Annotated in this window: 19 protein-coding genes; 13 read left to right on the top strand and 6 right to left on the bottom strand. The window is 70.8% G+C overall.

Annotated elements, in window-relative coordinates:
• Positions 1-100: 100 nt before the first annotated feature.
• From I2501_RS30120 to ygfZ, 8 genes are all read left to right on the top strand, one after another.
• Entirely contained in the window at positions 101-763 is a 663-nt protein-coding gene (locus I2501_RS30120; RefSeq protein WP_196197446.1) for an LmeA family phospholipid-binding protein, read from the top strand.
• Between the two features lie 242 nt (positions 764-1,005).
• Positions 1,006-1,086 carry an Ms5788A family Cys-rich leader peptide gene (locus I2501_RS40975; RefSeq protein WP_369405619.1) on the top strand — a complete coding sequence of 27 codons (81 nt, stop codon included), beginning with the start codon at positions 1,006-1,008 and terminating at the stop codon, positions 1,084-1,086.
• A 169-nt stretch (positions 1,087-1,255) separates the two neighbouring features.
• Entirely contained in the window at positions 1,256-2,098 is an 843-nt protein-coding gene (locus tag I2501_RS30115; protein ID WP_196197445.1) for a sulfurtransferase, read from the top strand.
• A gap of 33 nt (positions 2,099-2,131) precedes the next feature.
• Positions 2,132-2,422, top strand: coding sequence for a DUF1416 domain-containing protein (locus tag I2501_RS30110; RefSeq protein WP_196197444.1), 291 nt, complete (start codon positions 2,132-2,134; stop codon positions 2,420-2,422).
• A gap of 119 nt (positions 2,423-2,541) precedes the next feature.
• Positions 2,542-2,820 carry a DUF3099 domain-containing protein gene (locus I2501_RS30105; RefSeq protein WP_196197443.1) on the top strand — a complete coding sequence of 93 codons (279 nt, stop codon included), beginning with the start codon at positions 2,542-2,544 and terminating at the stop codon, positions 2,818-2,820.
• A 154-nt stretch (positions 2,821-2,974) separates the two neighbouring features.
• A complete protein-coding gene (locus I2501_RS30100; RefSeq protein WP_196197442.1) occupies positions 2,975-3,559 on the top strand; it encodes an FABP family protein in 585 nt (194 codons plus the stop codon).
• 98 nt (positions 3,560-3,657) lie between these two features.
• The gene (locus I2501_RS30095) at positions 3,658-4,134 is read left to right on the top strand and encodes a Fur family transcriptional regulator (protein WP_196197441.1); all 477 of its coding nucleotides are present in this window, start codon (positions 3,658-3,660) and stop codon (positions 4,132-4,134) included.
• Positions 4,131-5,105, top strand: coding sequence for a CAF17-like 4Fe-4S cluster assembly/insertion protein YgfZ (ygfZ, locus tag I2501_RS30090; RefSeq protein WP_328806746.1), 975 nt, complete (start codon positions 4,131-4,133; stop codon positions 5,103-5,105). Before I2501_RS30095 ends, ygfZ begins: the two co-directional genes overlap by 4 nt.
• Positions 5,106-5,184: 79 nt before the next feature.
• On the opposite strand, the gene dtd is transcribed toward ygfZ, so the two are convergent.
• Positions 5,185-5,610 (bottom strand): D-aminoacyl-tRNA deacylase, encoded by a 426-nt coding sequence (gene dtd, locus I2501_RS30085; RefSeq protein ID WP_196197440.1) that lies wholly within the window; start codon positions 5,608-5,610, stop codon positions 5,185-5,187.
• Positions 5,611-5,813: 203 nt separating this feature from the next.
• On the opposite strand from dtd, the gene I2501_RS30080 reads away from it, so the two are divergent.
• Both I2501_RS30080 and I2501_RS30075 read left to right on the top strand, forming a co-directional pair.
• Positions 5,814-6,335 carry an RsiG family protein gene (locus tag I2501_RS30080; protein WP_328806745.1) on the top strand — a complete coding sequence of 174 codons (522 nt, stop codon included), beginning with the start codon at positions 5,814-5,816 and terminating at the stop codon, positions 6,333-6,335.
• 46 nt (positions 6,336-6,381) lie between these two features.
• Complete coding sequence (locus I2501_RS30075; protein ID WP_196197439.1) at positions 6,382-7,386, top strand: asparaginase; 1,005 nt, start codon at positions 6,382-6,384, stop codon at positions 7,384-7,386.
• Between the two features lie 235 nt (positions 7,387-7,621).
• On the opposite strand, the gene I2501_RS30070 is transcribed toward I2501_RS30075, so the two are convergent.
• Entirely contained in the window at positions 7,622-8,185 is a 564-nt protein-coding gene (locus I2501_RS30070) for a YbjN domain-containing protein (protein ID WP_196197438.1), read from the bottom strand.
• A 10-nt stretch (positions 8,186-8,195) separates the two neighbouring features.
• Complete coding sequence (gene mshA / locus I2501_RS30065) at positions 8,196-9,515, bottom strand: D-inositol-3-phosphate glycosyltransferase (protein WP_196197500.1); 1,320 nt, start codon at positions 9,513-9,515, stop codon at positions 8,196-8,198.
• 217 nt (positions 9,516-9,732) lie between these two features.
• Here mshA and I2501_RS30060 point away from each other — a divergent pair, with 217 nt between their 5' ends.
• Together I2501_RS30060 and I2501_RS40780 are read left to right on the top strand one after the other, a co-directional pair.
• Positions 9,733-10,548 carry a class I SAM-dependent methyltransferase gene (locus I2501_RS30060; RefSeq protein WP_196197437.1) on the top strand — a complete coding sequence of 272 codons (816 nt, stop codon included), beginning with the start codon at positions 9,733-9,735 and terminating at the stop codon, positions 10,546-10,548.
• Positions 10,549-10,691: 143 nt separating this feature from the next.
• Entirely contained in the window at positions 10,692-11,753 is a 1,062-nt protein-coding gene (locus I2501_RS40780) for a C40 family peptidase (RefSeq protein WP_196197436.1), read from the top strand.
• 64 nt (positions 11,754-11,817) lie between these two features.
• On the opposite strand, the gene I2501_RS30050 is transcribed toward I2501_RS40780, so the two are convergent.
• A complete protein-coding gene (locus I2501_RS30050) occupies positions 11,818-12,438 on the bottom strand; it encodes an O-acetyl-ADP-ribose deacetylase (RefSeq protein WP_215910125.1) in 621 nt (206 codons plus the stop codon).
• Between the two features lie 251 nt (positions 12,439-12,689).
• Between I2501_RS30050 and I2501_RS30045 the strand changes: the two genes are divergently transcribed.
• Entirely contained in the window at positions 12,690-14,051 is a 1,362-nt protein-coding gene (locus I2501_RS30045; protein ID WP_196197434.1) for a PP2C family protein-serine/threonine phosphatase, read from the top strand.
• Here the strand turns inward: I2501_RS30045 and I2501_RS30040 are convergent.
• On the bottom strand, positions 13,978-14,337 hold the full coding sequence (locus I2501_RS30040; protein ID WP_196197433.1) for a DUF2516 family protein: 360 nt from the start codon (positions 14,335-14,337) through the stop codon (positions 13,978-13,980). The genes I2501_RS30045 and I2501_RS30040 overlap by 74 nt on opposite strands.
• A gap of 122 nt (positions 14,338-14,459) precedes the next feature.
• Positions 14,460-15,107 (bottom strand): hypothetical protein, encoded by a 648-nt coding sequence (locus tag I2501_RS30035; RefSeq protein ID WP_196197432.1) that lies wholly within the window; start codon positions 15,105-15,107, stop codon positions 14,460-14,462.
• Position 15,108 lies beyond the last annotated feature (1 nt).

Here is a 15,108-nt window from a genome sequence, read left to right as displayed (position 1 = left end):
GTTACTTCGCGAACCTGGCAGCCTTGACGGCAGCCATGAAGGCCGACCATCGCTCCAGACGAAAGAACAAGCGAGCGAACTTCGAAGGGATCGACACCTCATGCGCAACCTGCGCCGACTCCTGATCACGCTGGTGATCATCTTCGGCCTGTTCGTCGTCGCCGACCGCGTCGCGGTCCGGGTCGCGGAGAACGAGGCCGCCAGCAAGATCCAGAGCTCGCAGGGGCTGGCCCAGAAGCCGGACGTGAGCATCGGGGGCTTCCCGTTCCTGACCCAGCTCATCGGCTCCAAGCTGGACCAGGTCAAGGTGCAGGCGAGCGACATGAAGGTCAAGGGCAGCAGCGTCCAGCTGGTCTCGCTGAACGCCACCCTCAGCGGCGTGCAGATCTCGAACAACTACTCCAGCGCCGTCGCCGACTCGGCGACCGGCACGGGGTACCTGACCTACAGCGACCTCTCCAAGGCGCTGCCGAACAACACGACGATCGGGTACGGCGGCGCGCCCGGCAAGGTGAAGGTCAGCACCACGATCAACGGCACCAAGGTATCCGGCACCGCCGACATCTCCGTGGTGAGCGGCGGCAGCGTGCAGCTCAACAACCTGGACACCGGTGACCCGCTGACCTCGTTCCTGGCGAACGTCTTCTCGCCGCAGATCCCGTTGACCGGGCTGCCGTACGGCCTGCAGCTCCAGTCGATCTCCGCGGACCAGGACGGTGTCGCGGTCACCGTCACGGGCACGGACGTCCACCTCAACGGCTGACCTCAACGGCTGACCTCAACGGCTGACCTCAACGGCTGACCTCAACGGCTGAGCTGCTGTCCGCTCTGTGAGACGGCTTGTCCATGGTCGTTCCGCAGAGCGGCCCGAACCCCCTCCGTCGCCATGCCGGGAGTGGCTCGCGGCGTGCGCGGGCGCATATTCATCTCATGGTGCGGATGTCATTGTCTCACCATTCAAGACTTTGGTGACAGCCCCCGCTCGGGTTCCCTAGAGTCGACGACATGAAGCGACAGGCGGACCTTACGAAGCGGCGGGCAGTGGACCTGTGCCGTGTCGCTGCCTGCCTCTGTCGAATGCGCTGATCGGGCCGGTTTTTCAAGAGACCCCGCCCACTCTCGCGCCGTTCCCGCGCGGCTGAGCCGCGCCCTGCAAGACTTCCTGCCGCACGTCCCACGATCCGGACTCCCCTCCGGACGTGTCACCGCGCGCGGCCGCCATCGCCTTCCGCAACTGCCCCGGAGGAGAATTCTCATGAGCCGTAGTGACGTCCTGGTCAGCGCCGACTGGGTCCAGGAACACCTGGACGACCCGAAGGTCGTCGTGGTCGAGGTCGACGAGGACACCGCCGCCTACGACAAGAACCACATCCGCAACGCCGTGCGGATCGACTGGAAGAAGGACCTCCAGGACCCGGTCCGCCGCGACTTCGTGGACCAGGCCGGTTTCGAGGCCCTCCTCTCCGCCAAGGGCATCTCCAACGACGACACCGTCGTGCTCTACGGCGGCAACAACAACTGGTTCGCCTCGTACGCGTTCTGGTACTTCCAGCTCTACGGCCACGGTGACGTCCGCCTCCTCGACGGCGGCCGCAAGAAGTGGGAGCTGGACTCCCGCGAGCTGGTCGACGGCGCCAACGTGCCGGACCGTGCCGCCACCGAGTACAAGGCCAAGGCCCAGGACACCTCGATCCGCGCCTTCCGTGACGACGTCGTCGCCGCGATCGGCAGCAAGAACCTGGTCGACGTCCGTTCGCCCGACGAGTTCTCCGGCCGCCTGCTCGCCCCGGCCCACCTGCCGCAGGAGCAGTCGCAGCGTCCGGGCCACGTCCCGAGCGCCCGCAACATCCCGTGGTCGAAGAACGCCAACGACGACGGCACCTTCAAGTCGGACGACGAGCTCCGCGCCCTCTACGAGGCCGAGAACGTCGACCTGGCGAAGGACACCATCGCCTACTGCCGTATCGGTGAGCGCTCCGCGCTCACCTGGTTCGTCCTGCACCAGCTGCTGGGTCAGACCAACGTCAAGAACTACGACGGCTCCTGGACCGAGTACGGCAGCCTCGTCGGCGTGCCGATCGAGCTCGGCTCCAACTGAGCAGCCGGCCCCAGCAAGCAAGGAGAGCATGACATGTGTGGAGCCAAGGCCGGAGGCCCCGAACTGGCAGGAGTGGACGTGGCCAACGAGACGATCATCCAGGGTTCGGTGACCCGCGACGGAGAGCCGGTCAACGGCTACGTCCGTCTGCTCGACGCGAGCGGTGAGTTCACCGCCGAGGTCCCCACCTCGGCGACGGGCCAGTTCCGCTTCTTCGCCGCCCCGGGCAGCTGGACGCTGCGTGCGCTCGTCCCGGGCGCCACGGTCGACCGTGCGGTCGTGGCCCAGCAGGGCCAGTTCACCGAGGTCGCGATCGCGGTCTGAGCAGCGCCGCAGCAGTGCGCTGACGGAGGCCCGTCGGATGTCGTCACCACGACGTCCGACGGGCCTCTTTGCCTGCGTTCGGGGCGTTCTGGCCGGTCGATTCCGGGAAGACTGGCTTTATGCAGTCGCGACGCCGGCATCTCTACTACGCGCTGATGGCGGTCTGCCTCTTCCTGATCGTCCTGGCCTGGAACGTCGTGCGGCTCTGGTCCGTGACGGCGGCCGTGGCGATGAGTCTGGTCGCGATGGTGATCCCGCCCATCGCCGCGATCGTCGCCAACCGGCGCGGTCCCGACGATCCCTGGTGGGACGACCCGGCCGTCAACCGACGCGTGCCGCGCCCCCGGCATCGCCCGAGTGGCGGGGCTCACCGAGAGGGCGACACCCGGCCCCACTAGACTGTGGAACGCCGTTTGTCCGACCGTGCAACCGCTCAGAGGAGCAGGCCACCATGACCATCTTCTTCGACACCCTGCTCTCCGTGATCGCCGTCGCGATCGTCGCCTTCGCCGTCTACTCGGTGTCGAAGCTCTACCAGGGCCAGCGCTGACCATGATCGAGATCCCTGAGGGCCTGCACAAGGACGTCGTCTCGCTCGCGTTCCTGCTCGGGACGTGGGAGGGCGCGGGTGTCTACGACTTCCCGGGCACGGAGAAGTGCAACTTCGGCCAGGAGGTCATCTTCCGGCACGACGGCCGCCCGTTCCTGGAGTTCCGCTCCCGCACCTGGGTGCTGGACAACGAGGGCAACAAGGTCCGCCCGCTGGAGAGCGAGTCGGGCTTCTGGCGGGTCACCGGCAACCAGCACGGCACCTCCGGCGTCCGCGAGATCGAGTTCTCCTCGGTGCGCGACGACGGCACGGTCGAGATCTGGTACGGCGAGCTGGCCGACGGCAAGCCGCAGATCGACCTGGCGACGGACGCGGTGGCCCGGATCGAGGGCGCGCCGCCGTACACGGGCGGCAAGCGTCTGTACGGGTTCGTGAACAACGAGCTGATGTGGGTCGGCGAGAAGGCCGCCCCCGAGGTTCCGCTCCGGCCGTACATGTCCGCGCAGCTGAAGAAGGTGCTCAACCCGGCCAAGCTGATCGAGGACATCGCCGACCTCCCGGACGACGGCATCGCGTTCTTCCGCTGACAGTCCGGTCCGCGCTGCTCTGTCCCGCACCCCCCTAGACTCGGGGGTACGGGACAGAGGCGTTTTCAGGACAGGGTTCTCAGGGACAGGGGCTCGGGTTGAGCGGCATCGACTGGCAGACGGACCTGCGCCAGCGCGGATATCGGCTCACGCCGCAGCGGCAGCTGGTGCTGCAGGCGGTCGACGTGCTGGAGCACGCCACCCCGGAGGAGGTCCTCACCGAGGTCCGCCGCACCGCCGCGGGCGTCAACATCTCCACCGTCTACCGGACCCTGGACCTGCTGGAGGAGCTGGGCCTGGTCACCCACGCCCACCTCGGCCACGGCGCGCCCACCTACCACCTGGCCAGCCGCGACCAGCACATGCACCTGGTCTGCCGGGACTGCGACAACGTCATCGAGACCGACATCGCGCTCGCCACGCCGTTCGTGGAATCCCTGCGGCGCGCCCATGGTTTTGAGACAGACATGAAGCACTTCGCCATATTCGGCCGCTGCGCGGACTGCACGGCCAAGCTCGCCGACGCGGACAGCGCGGCAGGCACGGCGAAGACGGACAAGGAGACCCACGCGTGAGCTACCGCAGCCCCCTGCTGGACCGTCTGCCCGGCGCGGTGCCCGCCGACGGCGTCGACGCGGGCGTCGCGGCGCACTACGGCGACCTCTTCCGTGAGCAGCGCGCGCTCGCGGGCGGCCAGGGCTTCGTGGACCTGTCCCACCGCGGCGTCGTCACCGTCTCCGGCCCGGAGCGGCTCAGCTGGCTGCACCTGCTGCTCACCCAGCACGTCAGCGAACTGCCGCCGCAGCAGGCGACCGAGGCGCTGATCCTCTCCCCGAACGGCCACATCGAGCACGCGCTCTACCTGGTGGACGACGGCCGGACCACGTGGATCCACGTCGAGCCGGGCACCACGGGGGAGTTGACGGCCTATCTGGAGAAGATGAAGTTCTTCGCCCAGGTCGAGATCGCCGACGCCACCGACGCCTACGCCGTCGTGCACCTGCCCGCCGGGTCCACCGCCGACGCGTCCGGCGCTGCGGCGGTGCGTGAACTCCCGTACGGCCGGGACCTGTTCCTGCCCCGTGAGGGCTTCGCCGAGGCGACCGACGGCTTCGGCCAGGCGGCCGGGCTGTGGGCGTACGAGGCGCTGCGCGTCGAGGGGCACCGCCCCCGTCTGGGCTTCGAGACCGACCACCGGACCATCCCGCACGAGCTGGGCTGGCTGGAGACCGCCGTCCACCTGCAGAAGGGCTGCTACCGCGGCCAGGAGACGGTGGCCCGGGTGCACAACCTGGGCCGTCCGCCGCGCCGCCTGGTCTTCCTGCACCTGGACGGCAGCGGCGAGGCGCTCCCCGCGCACGGCGACCAGGTCCGCCTGGCCGCGGACGGGCCCGACGGCCGCGCTGTCGGCTTCGTCACCACGGCCGTCCGGCACCACGAACTCGGCCCGATCGCCCTGGCGTTGGTCAAGCGGAACACCTCCGCGGACGCTCCGCTGATCGCGGGCACGGTGGCGGCGGCGCAGGAGATCGTCGTCGCGCCTTGAGCCCGTCGCGCCCTGAGGCCTTCCGCAGCGAGTTCCGCTGCGGGCTTCAGTCGCCGTGGGCTTCTGTTGCCGTGGGGCTTCAGAAGTCCAGCAGGACGGTGAACGGGCCGTCGTTGGTGAGCGAGACCTTCATGTCCGCGCCGAACCGGCCCGTCGCCACCGTCGCGCCCAGCGCCCGCAGTTGGGCGACGACCTCGTCGACCAGCGGCTCCGCCACCGGTCCGGGAGCAGCCGCGTTCCAGGTGGGGCGGCGGCCCTTGCGTGCGTCGCCGTAGAGGGTGAACTGACTGATCACCAGCAGCGGCGCGTTCAGGTCCGAGCAGGACTTCTCGCCCTCCAAGATGCGGAGCGACCAGAGCTTGCGCGCCATCAGCGCGGCCTGCTCCGCCGTGTCCTCGTGGGTGACCCCCACCAGCACGCAGAGCCCCGGCCCCAGGATGGAGCCGACGACCTCGCCGTCCACGGTCACACTTGCCTCGGTCACCCGCTGAGCCACTGCACGCATACCCCCATTCTCCGCCACCCGGTACCCGTCGGCGGTACCGGGCCTGGGGGCGTGCGGGCTGGACCCGAGCGCCCCCGCGCCACCCCCGACGGGGGCTGTGCGCTGGGGATATGCACCGGTCGTATTTATCACGGTGATTCGCCAGGGGCCCGATTGGGTGCAGCCGTCCCCGAACACGCGACGGACGGTGGCACGATGCACGCGTGGGACACCATGACGAGCTCGCCGAGCCGATCGACCTCTCCGGACTCGGTCTGGACGAGCTGCGCACGCTCCGCCGCCATGCGCAGCGGGACGAGGCCGACCTCTCCTACCTGCGCCGACTGCTGCAGGGCCGGGTCGACATCCTGCGCGCCGAGCTGGACCGCCGCAGCGGCCATGCCGCGCTGCTGACGGACACCCTGCTGGAGCAGCTCCCCGAGATCCTCGCGGACATCCCCTCCCAGGTCCGCCACTCGGCCCGCCACGTCACCCTGGGCACGCCCAACAGCCGGGCGTACCGGACCCTCGCCGACGAGCTCATGGGCGACGCCCGCCTGGCGGACCTGGCCGAGCAGAGCGACGAGCAGCTCCACAAGGCCTGCATCCGGCTCACCGCGCACGAGCGCGGGATCTCCCAGGAGCGCCAGCGGCTGCAGCGGACGGTGGACGGTTGCAGCGCGGAGATCACCCGCAGGTACCGTGAAGGGGAAGCACGCGTCGACGACCTGCTGTCCGGAGGGTGACCCGCTCCGCGCGGCGGTCCCCTCCAGGCACAGAAGGACCACTCACATGTCTGCATCCTCCATGTCTGCCTCCTCTTCCGCCGCCGCAGGTCCCGCCGAACTCGCCGACCTCCCGGTCCTTGCCGAGGTCGTCCGCTCGGGGTTCGTCGAGGGCCACCACCGCGGCTCGCTGGTGATCCTCGCCGCCGACGGCAGCGTCGACTTCGCGCTCGGCGCCCCGGAGTCGCCGGTCTTCCCGCGCTCCAGCAACAAGCCGATGCAGGCCACGGCGGTCCTGCGCACCGGCCTGGAGCTGGACGGCGAGCTGCTGGCGCTGGCGGCGGCCAGCCACTCTGCAGAATCGTTTCACCGGGACGCGGTGCGGAAGATCCTCGCCTCGGCCGGACTCGACGAGAACGCGCTGCAGACCCCGCCGTCCTACTCCCTGGACGAGGAGGAGGCCGAGGCGTGGATACGCGCCGGCGGGCAGCGTGAGCGCATCCTGATGGACTGCTCCGGCAAGCACGCGGCGATGCTGGCGACCTGCGTCCGCAACGGCTGGGACACCGCGAGCTACCTGGCGGTCGACCACCCGGTCCAGGTCACGGTCCGCGAGACGCTGGAGGAGCTGGCGGGCGAGCCGGTGGCTGCCGTCGGCACGGACGGCTGCGGCGCCCCGCTGATGGCCGTCAGCCTGGTCGGGCTGGCCCGCGCCTTCCGCGCGCACGTCCTGGCGGACCCCGGCACCCCGCAGCGCCGCGTCGCCGACGCGATGCGCGCCCACCCCGAGTACGTGGCCGGCACCCGCCGCATCGACACCTGGCTGATGCGCGCCGTCCCCGGCGCGATGGCGAAGATGGGCGCGGAGTCGGTCCAGGCCGTCGCCCTCCCGGACGGCCGCGCGCTCGCCTTCAAGATCGACGACGGCGCGAAGCGGGCCCTCGGCCCGGTCCTCGCGGCGGCGCTGGCACGCATGGGCGTGCAGGTGCCGGCGGACGTCTCCGCCCGCATTGCGGCTGCGCCGCTGTACGGCGGCGGCGCGGTGGTGGGCGAGGTCCGGGCGGCGTTCTGATTTCTACAGGCGGGGAAGTTGCAAACGTCAGGGGCGCGGGGCTCTGCTGACTTGCGGCTCCGCCGCGCGGGCGCGACAAGCCACCCACGACAGATGGTCCTCGATGAACAGGGCCATCCGCACAGGGTGGTTGCTCGCGCAGTTCCCCGCGCCCCTGGAGGTGCAACAACCTGCGGTAGCGAACAGTAGAGCTGCCGCTCACCTGACGCATCAGCAACTGGCCGTGCTGCCTTGGCTATTCCTCCGCGCCGGTGATCCGGCCGAAGGCCTCGAGATTCCGCGTGGACTCGCCGCGCTTCACGCGCCAGTCCCACTCGCGCTTGATCGCCGTGGCGAAGCCCAGTTCCAGCAGTTGGTTGAACGGCTCGTCCGCGTTCTCCAGGACCGTGCCGAGGAGGCGGTCCACCTCCTCCGGCGTCACCGCCGCCAGCGGGAGGCGGCCGACCAGGTAGACGTCGCCGAGGCGGTCCAGCGCGTAGGAGAGCCCGTACATCCGGGTGTTGCGTTCCAGCAGCCAGCGGTAGAACGCCTCGAAGTTCTCGTCCGGGCGGCGGACCACGAACGCGTTGATCGACAGCGTCTGCTCGCCGACGCGAACGCTGCACGTCGTCGCCAGCTTGCGCGTCCCCGGGAGCGTCGCCACGAACGTCCAGTGGTCGCTGGACGGCTGCTCCCACGGGACTCCGGCCTCGTCCAGCGCAGCGGACAGCACCTTCGCCGCCCGCTCGCGGGAGCTTCTCTCCTCGCCTGCGCCATCCCCTGCGCGATCGCCTGCGCGTGCGCCTTCGCCTTCGCTCATGGTTCGCACGTTACCGCGCCGTAGCGACCGTCACCTGCCCGGTCGTGAACCGGGCGCGCTCGATGGTGTCGGCGTAGACGTCGGCGGTCGCGCGGGCGGCGGCCTCCCAGCCGAAGGCGGAGGCGTGACGCGCCGCCGCCGCGCCCATCCGGGCGCCGAGCTCGGGGTTGTCGACGAAGCGGCGCAGGACCCGGGCCCAGGACGCGGGGTCGTGGCCGCTGACCAGGAATCCGGTCTCGCCGTCGCGTACCGCGACCGGCAGGCCGCCGACCGCCGCCGCGACCACGGGCGTGCCGCAGGCCTGCGCCTCCAGGGCGACCAGGCCGAAGGACTCGCTGTAGGAGGGCATCACCAGGGCCGTCGCCGCGCGGTACCAGTCGGCGAGCTGCTCCTGGCCGACCGGCGGCTGGAACCGGACCACGTCGCAGACGCCCAGCTGGGCGGCCAGCTTGTGCAGGGCCTCGGGGCGGGCCATCCCGCTGCCGCTGGGGCCGCCGACGATCGGGACGACGAGGCGTTCGCGCAGTTCAGGGGCCTCGTCGAGGAGGTGGGCCACGGCGCGCACCAGCACGTCGGGCGCCTTGAGCGGCTGTATTCGGCCGGCGAACAGCAGCACCACCGCGTCCAGCGGCAGTCCGAGGCGGGCCCGGATCTCCCGGACCGACTCCCCGGTCGCGCGCGGATCGCTGACCGCGTCCCCCACGGGGCCGGTCGGGGAGGCCGTCGCCGGGCGGAAGACCTCCAGATTGACGCCGGGGTGGACCACCGCGAGCTGGTCCAGGCGCGCGCCGTAGTAGGAGGCGAGCTGCTCGGCCTCCTCGTCGGTGTTGGCGATCAGTCGGTGCGCCGCCTCGACGACCTGGGACTCGCCGATGATCCGCGCCGCCGGTTCGGGCTTGTCGCCCGTCGCCAGCGAGGCGTTCTTGACCTTGGCCATGGTGTGCATGGTGTGCACCAGCGGCACGCCCCAGCGGTCGGCGGCCAGCCAGCCGACCTGGCCGGAGAGCCAGTAGTGCGAGTGGACCACGTCGTAGTGGCCGGGCCGGTGACCGGCCTCGGTGCGCAGCACGGAGTGGGTGAAGGCGCAGAGCTGCGCCGGCAGGTCCTCCTTGATCAGGCCCTCGTACGGGCCTGCCGTGACGTGTCGCACCAGCACGCCGGGGGCCAGTTCGACCGTCGGCGGCAGTTCGGAGGCCGTGGCCCGGGTGAAGATCTCCACCTCGGTGCCGAGCTCGGCCAGTCGCTTGGAGAGTTCGACGATGTAGACGTTCATTCCGCCGGCATCGCCCGTTCCGGGCTGGTGCAGCGGGGAGGTGTGGACGCTCAGCATGGCCACGCGGGCGGGCTGATGGGTCACCGCTCGTCCTCTTTCCGGTCCGGTCCTGGGTCGTCCTGCTGTCCGGCTTCCTGCCTTCAACACTGGTGCAACAGGTCCGAGCGCCCAGCGATTCCCGCCCTGATTTCCACGGTACCTGTTCGATTCATCTGTTCGATCACCTGATCGGCGCGTACGGGCGCTGCGACCCGGACCGCGTACGCTGCGTGACATGGGAGCTCGCACGGGGACAAAGCCGGTGGGCGCGGTCACCCGGGGCACCACGAACCCGAACCGTCTGCGCCGCCAGGACCGCTGGATCGCCCATACCCTCGCCCCAGCCCTCCGTCGGGCAGGGGCACTCTCGTCGGGCGGTCCGGTCGCCGTCGACCTCGGATACGGGGCGGCGCCGTGGACCGCGGTCGAGCTCTACGAGCGGCTGCATGCGGTTCGTGCTGACGTTCGAGTGGTCGGCATCGAGATCGAGCCGGAGCGCGTCCTCGCGGCGCAGCGCTGTGCCCGTCCGCCCGCGCTCACCTTCCGTCGCGGCGGCTTCGAGGTCCCGCTGGACGGCGGTGAGCGCCCGCTACTCATCCGCGCGGCGAACGTGCTGCGGCAGTACGACGAGGACCAGGTTGCCGCGGCCTGGGAGCGCCTCTGCGCCCGGTTGGCCCCGGACGGACTGCTGGTCGAGGGCACGTGTGACGAGATCGGCCGCCGTCAGTCCTGGGTCGCCCTCGGTCCGGAGGGTCCGCGCACGCTGACCCTGTCCACGCACCTCGCGTCGCTGGAGCGCCCCTCCGATCTGGCGGAGCGGCTGCCCAAGGCGCTGATCCATCGGAACGTGCCGGGCGAGCCGGTCCACGCGCTGCTCCGCGACCTCGACCGCGCCTGGGCCTCGGCCGCGCCGTACGCGGACTTCGGCGTGCGCCAGCGCTGGCTCGCCACCGTCCGCACCATCGCCCCGGACTGGCCCCTTGTCGACACCCACGCCCGCCACCGCCTCGGCGAACTGACGCTCCGCTGGGCGGCTGTCGCGCCGCGCTGAGCCCACCGCGCCGAGCCTGGTGCGCCGCACGGCGGTGCAACGTCCCCTGCCCCTGCCCGTCCAAGAGCCTGGTCGTTTACAGCGATCCATGGCAGCATCCCGGGAACATATCTGACGCTGCGTCAGTAAATGGGAGGCCTGCCGTGCCACGTTCTCGCCCCCGTCGCCGGAAGTCCGTCCTCTTCGCCGTCTCCGCCTTGGCGTTGAGCGTGGTCGGCACGACCGCCGCCGCTCCGCCGGCGATTGCCGCTCAGCCCGCCAGCGCCTCCTCGCGGCTCGCCGAGCTGCAGGGCGAGATCGCCACGCTCTACCAGCAGGCCGAGTCGGCGTCCGCCCGCTACGACGAGGCGACCCAGGCCGTCACCGCGCAGGAAGCGCAGATCGTCGCCATCGCGCGGCAGATCGTCGCCGCACAGGACAAGGTCGACACCCTCACCTCGCTGGTCGGGCAGTTCGCCGAGTCGCAGTACTCGGGGCTGTCCGCGTTCTCCGATCCCACCCTCCAGGCCCTGCTCGCCCAGGATCCCGGCGCCTATCTCGCCCAGATCCCGCTGGCCCAGCAGGCCTCCACCTCCGCGGCTGCCGCGCTGCAACAACTGCAGCAGGCGCAGGCCACCCTCGCCGCCGACGGCAACGCCGCGACCACCGAACTGGCCGCGCTGACACGGAGCCAGGCCGAGGCTGCCGCCGCCGTCTCCGAGATCAAGGGAAAGCTGGCCGCCGCGAAGGCGCTGCTGGCCTCGCTCTCCGCCGCCGATCTGACGGAGTTGCAGACCATGCAGGCGCAGACCGCGCTCGCGGCCCAGATGGCCTGGCGCGGCACGCTCACCGCGGCGGAGCTGGGCCGTCGGGCCACCGGGGCGAGCAGGGCGGCCATCGCCTATGCCGTCGCGCAGATCGGCAAGCCCTACCTCTGGGGTGGCGTCGGCCCCAGCTCGTTCGACTGTTCGGGGTTGACCATGCGCGCCTGGCAGGCGGCGGGCGTGGACATTCCGCGGACCTCGGAGACGCAGTGGGCGGACCTTCCGCACGTGCCCGTCTCCGACCTGCAGCCCGGGGACCTCATCATCTACTTCCACGACGCCAGCCACGTCGCGCTCTACGTCGGGGACGGCGCCATCATCGAGGCGCCGCACCCGGGCGGCGTCGTCGAGCTCGCCGCGGCCGGCTCGATGCCCATCCTCGGCGTGGTCAGACCCTCCTGACGACTCGCATAGTCGAAGTTCACTCGAACGAGTTATCGAATACCCATGGTGGATTGACGGTCTCTCAGTCCACCATGGGTCCGTGCGACAACTCCTGCCACACCCGTTCGAAGACGCCGTAGGCGTCTGCCCCGTACAGCACGAACCGGGCCTCCTCGACCAGGCTCGGGTTCCCCGCCTCGCCCATGTCCGCCTCAACCGATGTGCCCGACTTGCCCGTTGCGTCCCGTGCTCCGGCCGACAGCATCACGCGGAGCGCGATCCGCGCGGCGTTCTCCATCGGCCAGCCGTAGACGCCGGTCGAGACGGCCGGGAACGCCACCGTGCGCGCACCCAACTCGTCAGCCACGCGCAGCGATTCGCGATAGCAGGAGGCCAACTGCGCGGCGCGGCGCTCGAACTCGGCCGACGGGGTGCCCGGCTGCGGGTAGACCGGGCCCACGGTGTGAATCACCCAACGGGCGGGCATCCGTCCGGCGGTGGTCGCCACCGCCTGGCCGGTGGGCAGGCCCTTGCCGTAGTGCCCCGCCCTCAGTTCCCGGCAGGCCGCCAGGATCTCCGAGCCGCCCGCGCGGTGGATCGCGCCGTCGACGCCGCCTCCGCCCAGCAGCGAGGAGTTCGCCGCGTTCACCACGGCGTCCACCTCCTGCCGTGTGATGTCCCCCTGAACCAGCGTGATCTCCATCACCAACTCCTCTCCTCCTGTGGCACGCTAGAGGGCTTCTCGGGCGTGGCGCAGCACCGTTACGCCTCAAGTGCCACACGGGCTCTCGTACGGCACTGTGATCTCGGTCGCCTCGCGCGTGACCGAAAGCGCTGGGGAGAGGTCGTGCAGATCACGTCACGGTCACGGGAAGGACGCCAGATGATGGTGTTGGGTGGGCACTGGATCCGCCGCCCAGCCGTTACCGAGTCGGAGAGAGGGAGGTAGGGCCCATGAACGCCAGTTCCGGCGCCGCTGCGAACGCAGCGAGTGCGGCGATACCGCGCCCGCGTATCTCCGACGCAACCGGCACAAACAGCACAAAGGCCGCGAGTCCCGAGTCCGTTGAGGTCGCCGCGGCCGAGGCCGTCGCCACCTCGCTCGTGCCGCCGCTCTCCGTGCTGCTCATCGAGGACGACGACGCGGGTGCCGAGTCGGTGCGCAACCTCCTGGCCGAGCTCGGCTCCGAGGTCGCCTTCCGCTGGGCCCGCAGCCTCCCCGAGGCGCTGCCGATGCTCGACGCGGACACCGCCTGCGTCCTGATCGATCTCGAACTTCCGGACAGCAGCGGCCTGGAGGACATCCGCACGCTGCTGCGCCGCGCCCCGCGCACGGCGGTCCTCGCCGTCACCGGCACGGTCGACCTGCAGCTCGGCGCCGCGGCTGTCGCCGCCGGTGCCCAGGACTTCCTGGTCAAGCAGGAGATGGACGGCCGTCTGCTGACCCGCGCGGTCCGCTACGCGGTCGAGCGCAAGCGCGCCGACGAGTCCCAGCGCCGCCTGGTCGAGGCGGAGCTGCGCGGACAGGAGAACGCGCGCCTTCAGCGCCACCTGCTGCCGACGCCGCTGCTCGACGGCTCCGGCCTCAGCTTCCACGCCCGCTACCGGCCCGGTCGCCGCCGGGCGCTGCTCGGCGGGGACTTCTACGACGCCGTCCGCACCGCCGACGGCACGGTCCACGTCGTCATCGGCGACGTCTGCGGCCACGGTCCCGACGAGGCCGCGCTCGGCGTCGCGCTGCGGATAGCCTGGCGCACCCTGGTCTTCGCCGGCCTGACCGGCGAGGCGCTGCTGGCCACGCTGCAGCGCGTGCTGGAGCACGAGCGCCGCAGCGAGGAGATCTTCGCGACCCTCTGCATGCTGGCCATCCACCCCGAGGGCGAGCACGCCGAGCTGCACCTGGCCGGTCACCCCGCGCCGCTGCTGCTGCTCGAGGACGGCCGACCGGTGCTGCTGCCCTACGACGACGCCGGTCCCGCGCTCGGCCTGATCGGCGAGGGCCACTGGCCCCCCGGCAAGGTCCGGCTCGGCGACGACTGGGCGTTGATGCTCTACACGGACGGCCTGATCGAGGGCCGGATAGGCGCCGGCACGCGCCGCCTCGGCCAGGAGGGGCTGATCGACATGATCGGCGACCACCGGCAGGCGGGCCTCCGCGACGAGCTGCTGATCGACACCGCCATGTCCGAGGTCGAGGACCTCAACGGTGGCGCGCTGGCCGACGACGTCGCGGTGCTCCTGCTCACCAGGGCCCGTACGGCCCCATGTGGTCCTGCTTCTGCTGGCCGTTCCGTCCACCCCGGCGGGGCGGGCTGACCCGCTTGAGCGCGGGCCGCACGTCCACCATGTAGACCATCGCGGCCACGATCGCGATCAGGTCGAGGAAGATCGAACCGAGGAAGAACTGGATCCCCACGGCCACGCCCAGGATGATCAGCCAGAACGGCTTGGTCTTCTTGTCCGCGGCCCGGTACGCGTCCTCGCGGCGGAACGCTGCGTCGACGAAGGTGAAGACCGTGAACAGGGTCAGGCCCATCATCAGCCAGTACAGGACGTTGTCGAACGCTGCCGTCAGCAGTCCGTAGGCGGCCAGCTGGTTCATCGCCACTCCCTCGTTCCACTCGGACGGGCTCCAGCCCATCGTGACATGCAGAACGGCTGGGGCACACAGGACGTGCCCCAGCCGTTGCGATCCTGTCGCTCTCTTGTCGCGTGCCCTCTGAGTCAGCTGGTGGTGCGGGGCTTGCGCGGCGTCGACTTGCGGGCGGGCTTGGGCGCGACGGCCTCCTTGGCCGACGTGTCCTTGGCCGGGGCGGGCTCGTCCACGATCTCCACGACCTCGACGACCTCGACGATGTCCACGACCTCGGCGTCGGCGTCAGCCTCGACGTCGTCCAGGCCGGCGGCGAAGACGTCCGCCTTGGAGGTCGCGTTGCCGTTGCTCCGCTCGGCCTTCGCGGTGACCGGCTGCGGGTCGGCGTCATCCGCGCCGTCCTTGAACTGGCGGTCCACGACGACCTTGCCGCGCACGGCCAGCTCGTCGTAGACCTCGCGCGCCTTGACCGCGAGCTCTGCGGCACGGCCGACGCTCTGCAGCGCGAGGCTCTGGGCCCGCTCCTGCAGCGACTTGATGTCGGTCGGCAGCGACTGGACCGTCTCGGTGACCTTGGCCTGCGCCTCGACCAGGCGTGCCTGGGCCTCGGTCAGGCGCGCGGTCGCCTTCTCCTGCGCGGCCTGCCGGTCGGCGGCGAGGGCCGCGGCCTTCTCCGGAACGGTCCGGAGCTTCTCCACCGCCAGGTCACCGGCCCCGGCGAGGGCGTAGAGCGGGGTGGGGTCGGACAGGGTCTTACGGAGGTCGTCAGTGATCGGCATC

It is taken from the genome of Streptacidiphilus fuscans, assembly GCF_015690355.1.
In the GTDB taxonomy this organism is placed as follows: Bacteria; Actinomycetota; Actinomycetes; order Streptomycetales; family Streptomycetaceae; genus Streptacidiphilus; species Streptacidiphilus fuscans.
Note: the sequence above shows the minus strand (reverse complement) of the source record. Positions and strands in the feature narration are given on the sequence as shown.

Coding starts and splice junctions, on each gene's coding strand:
- I2501_RS30120 (WP_196197446.1), top strand. CDS start 101: ATGCGCAACCTGCGCCGACTCCTGATCACGCTGGTGATCATCTTCGGC.
- I2501_RS40975 (WP_369405619.1), top strand. CDS start 1,006: ATGAAGCGACAGGCGGACCTTACGAAGCGGCGGGCAGTGGACCTGTGC.
- I2501_RS30115 (WP_196197445.1), top strand. CDS start 1,256: ATGAGCCGTAGTGACGTCCTGGTCAGCGCCGACTGGGTCCAGGAACAC.
- I2501_RS30110 (WP_196197444.1), top strand. CDS start 2,132: ATGTGTGGAGCCAAGGCCGGAGGCCCCGAACTGGCAGGAGTGGACGTG.
- I2501_RS30105 (WP_196197443.1), top strand. CDS start 2,542: ATGCAGTCGCGACGCCGGCATCTCTACTACGCGCTGATGGCGGTCTGC.
- I2501_RS30100 (WP_196197442.1), top strand. CDS start 2,975: ATGATCGAGATCCCTGAGGGCCTGCACAAGGACGTCGTCTCGCTCGCG.
- dtd (WP_196197440.1), bottom strand. CDS start 5,610: ATGCGTGCAGTGGCTCAGCGGGTGACCGAGGCAAGTGTGACCGTGGAC.
- I2501_RS30075 (WP_196197439.1), top strand. CDS start 6,382: ATGTCTGCATCCTCCATGTCTGCCTCCTCTTCCGCCGCCGCAGGTCCC.
- I2501_RS30070 (WP_196197438.1), bottom strand. CDS start 8,185: ATGAGCGAAGGCGAAGGCGCACGCGCAGGCGATCGCGCAGGGGATGGC.
- mshA (WP_196197500.1), bottom strand. CDS start 9,515: ATGCTGAGCGTCCACACCTCCCCGCTGCACCAGCCCGGAACGGGCGAT.
- I2501_RS30060 (WP_196197437.1), top strand. CDS start 9,733: ATGGGAGCTCGCACGGGGACAAAGCCGGTGGGCGCGGTCACCCGGGGC.
- I2501_RS30050 (WP_215910125.1), bottom strand. CDS start 12,438: ATGGAGATCACGCTGGTTCAGGGGGACATCACACGGCAGGAGGTGGAC.
- I2501_RS30045 (WP_196197434.1), top strand. CDS start 12,690: ATGAACGCCAGTTCCGGCGCCGCTGCGAACGCAGCGAGTGCGGCGATA.
- I2501_RS30040 (WP_196197433.1), bottom strand. CDS start 14,337: ATGAACCAGCTGGCCGCCTACGGACTGCTGACGGCAGCGTTCGACAAC.
- I2501_RS30035 (WP_196197432.1), bottom strand. CDS start 15,107: ATGCCGATCACTGACGACCTCCGTAAGACCCTGTCCGACCCCACCCCG.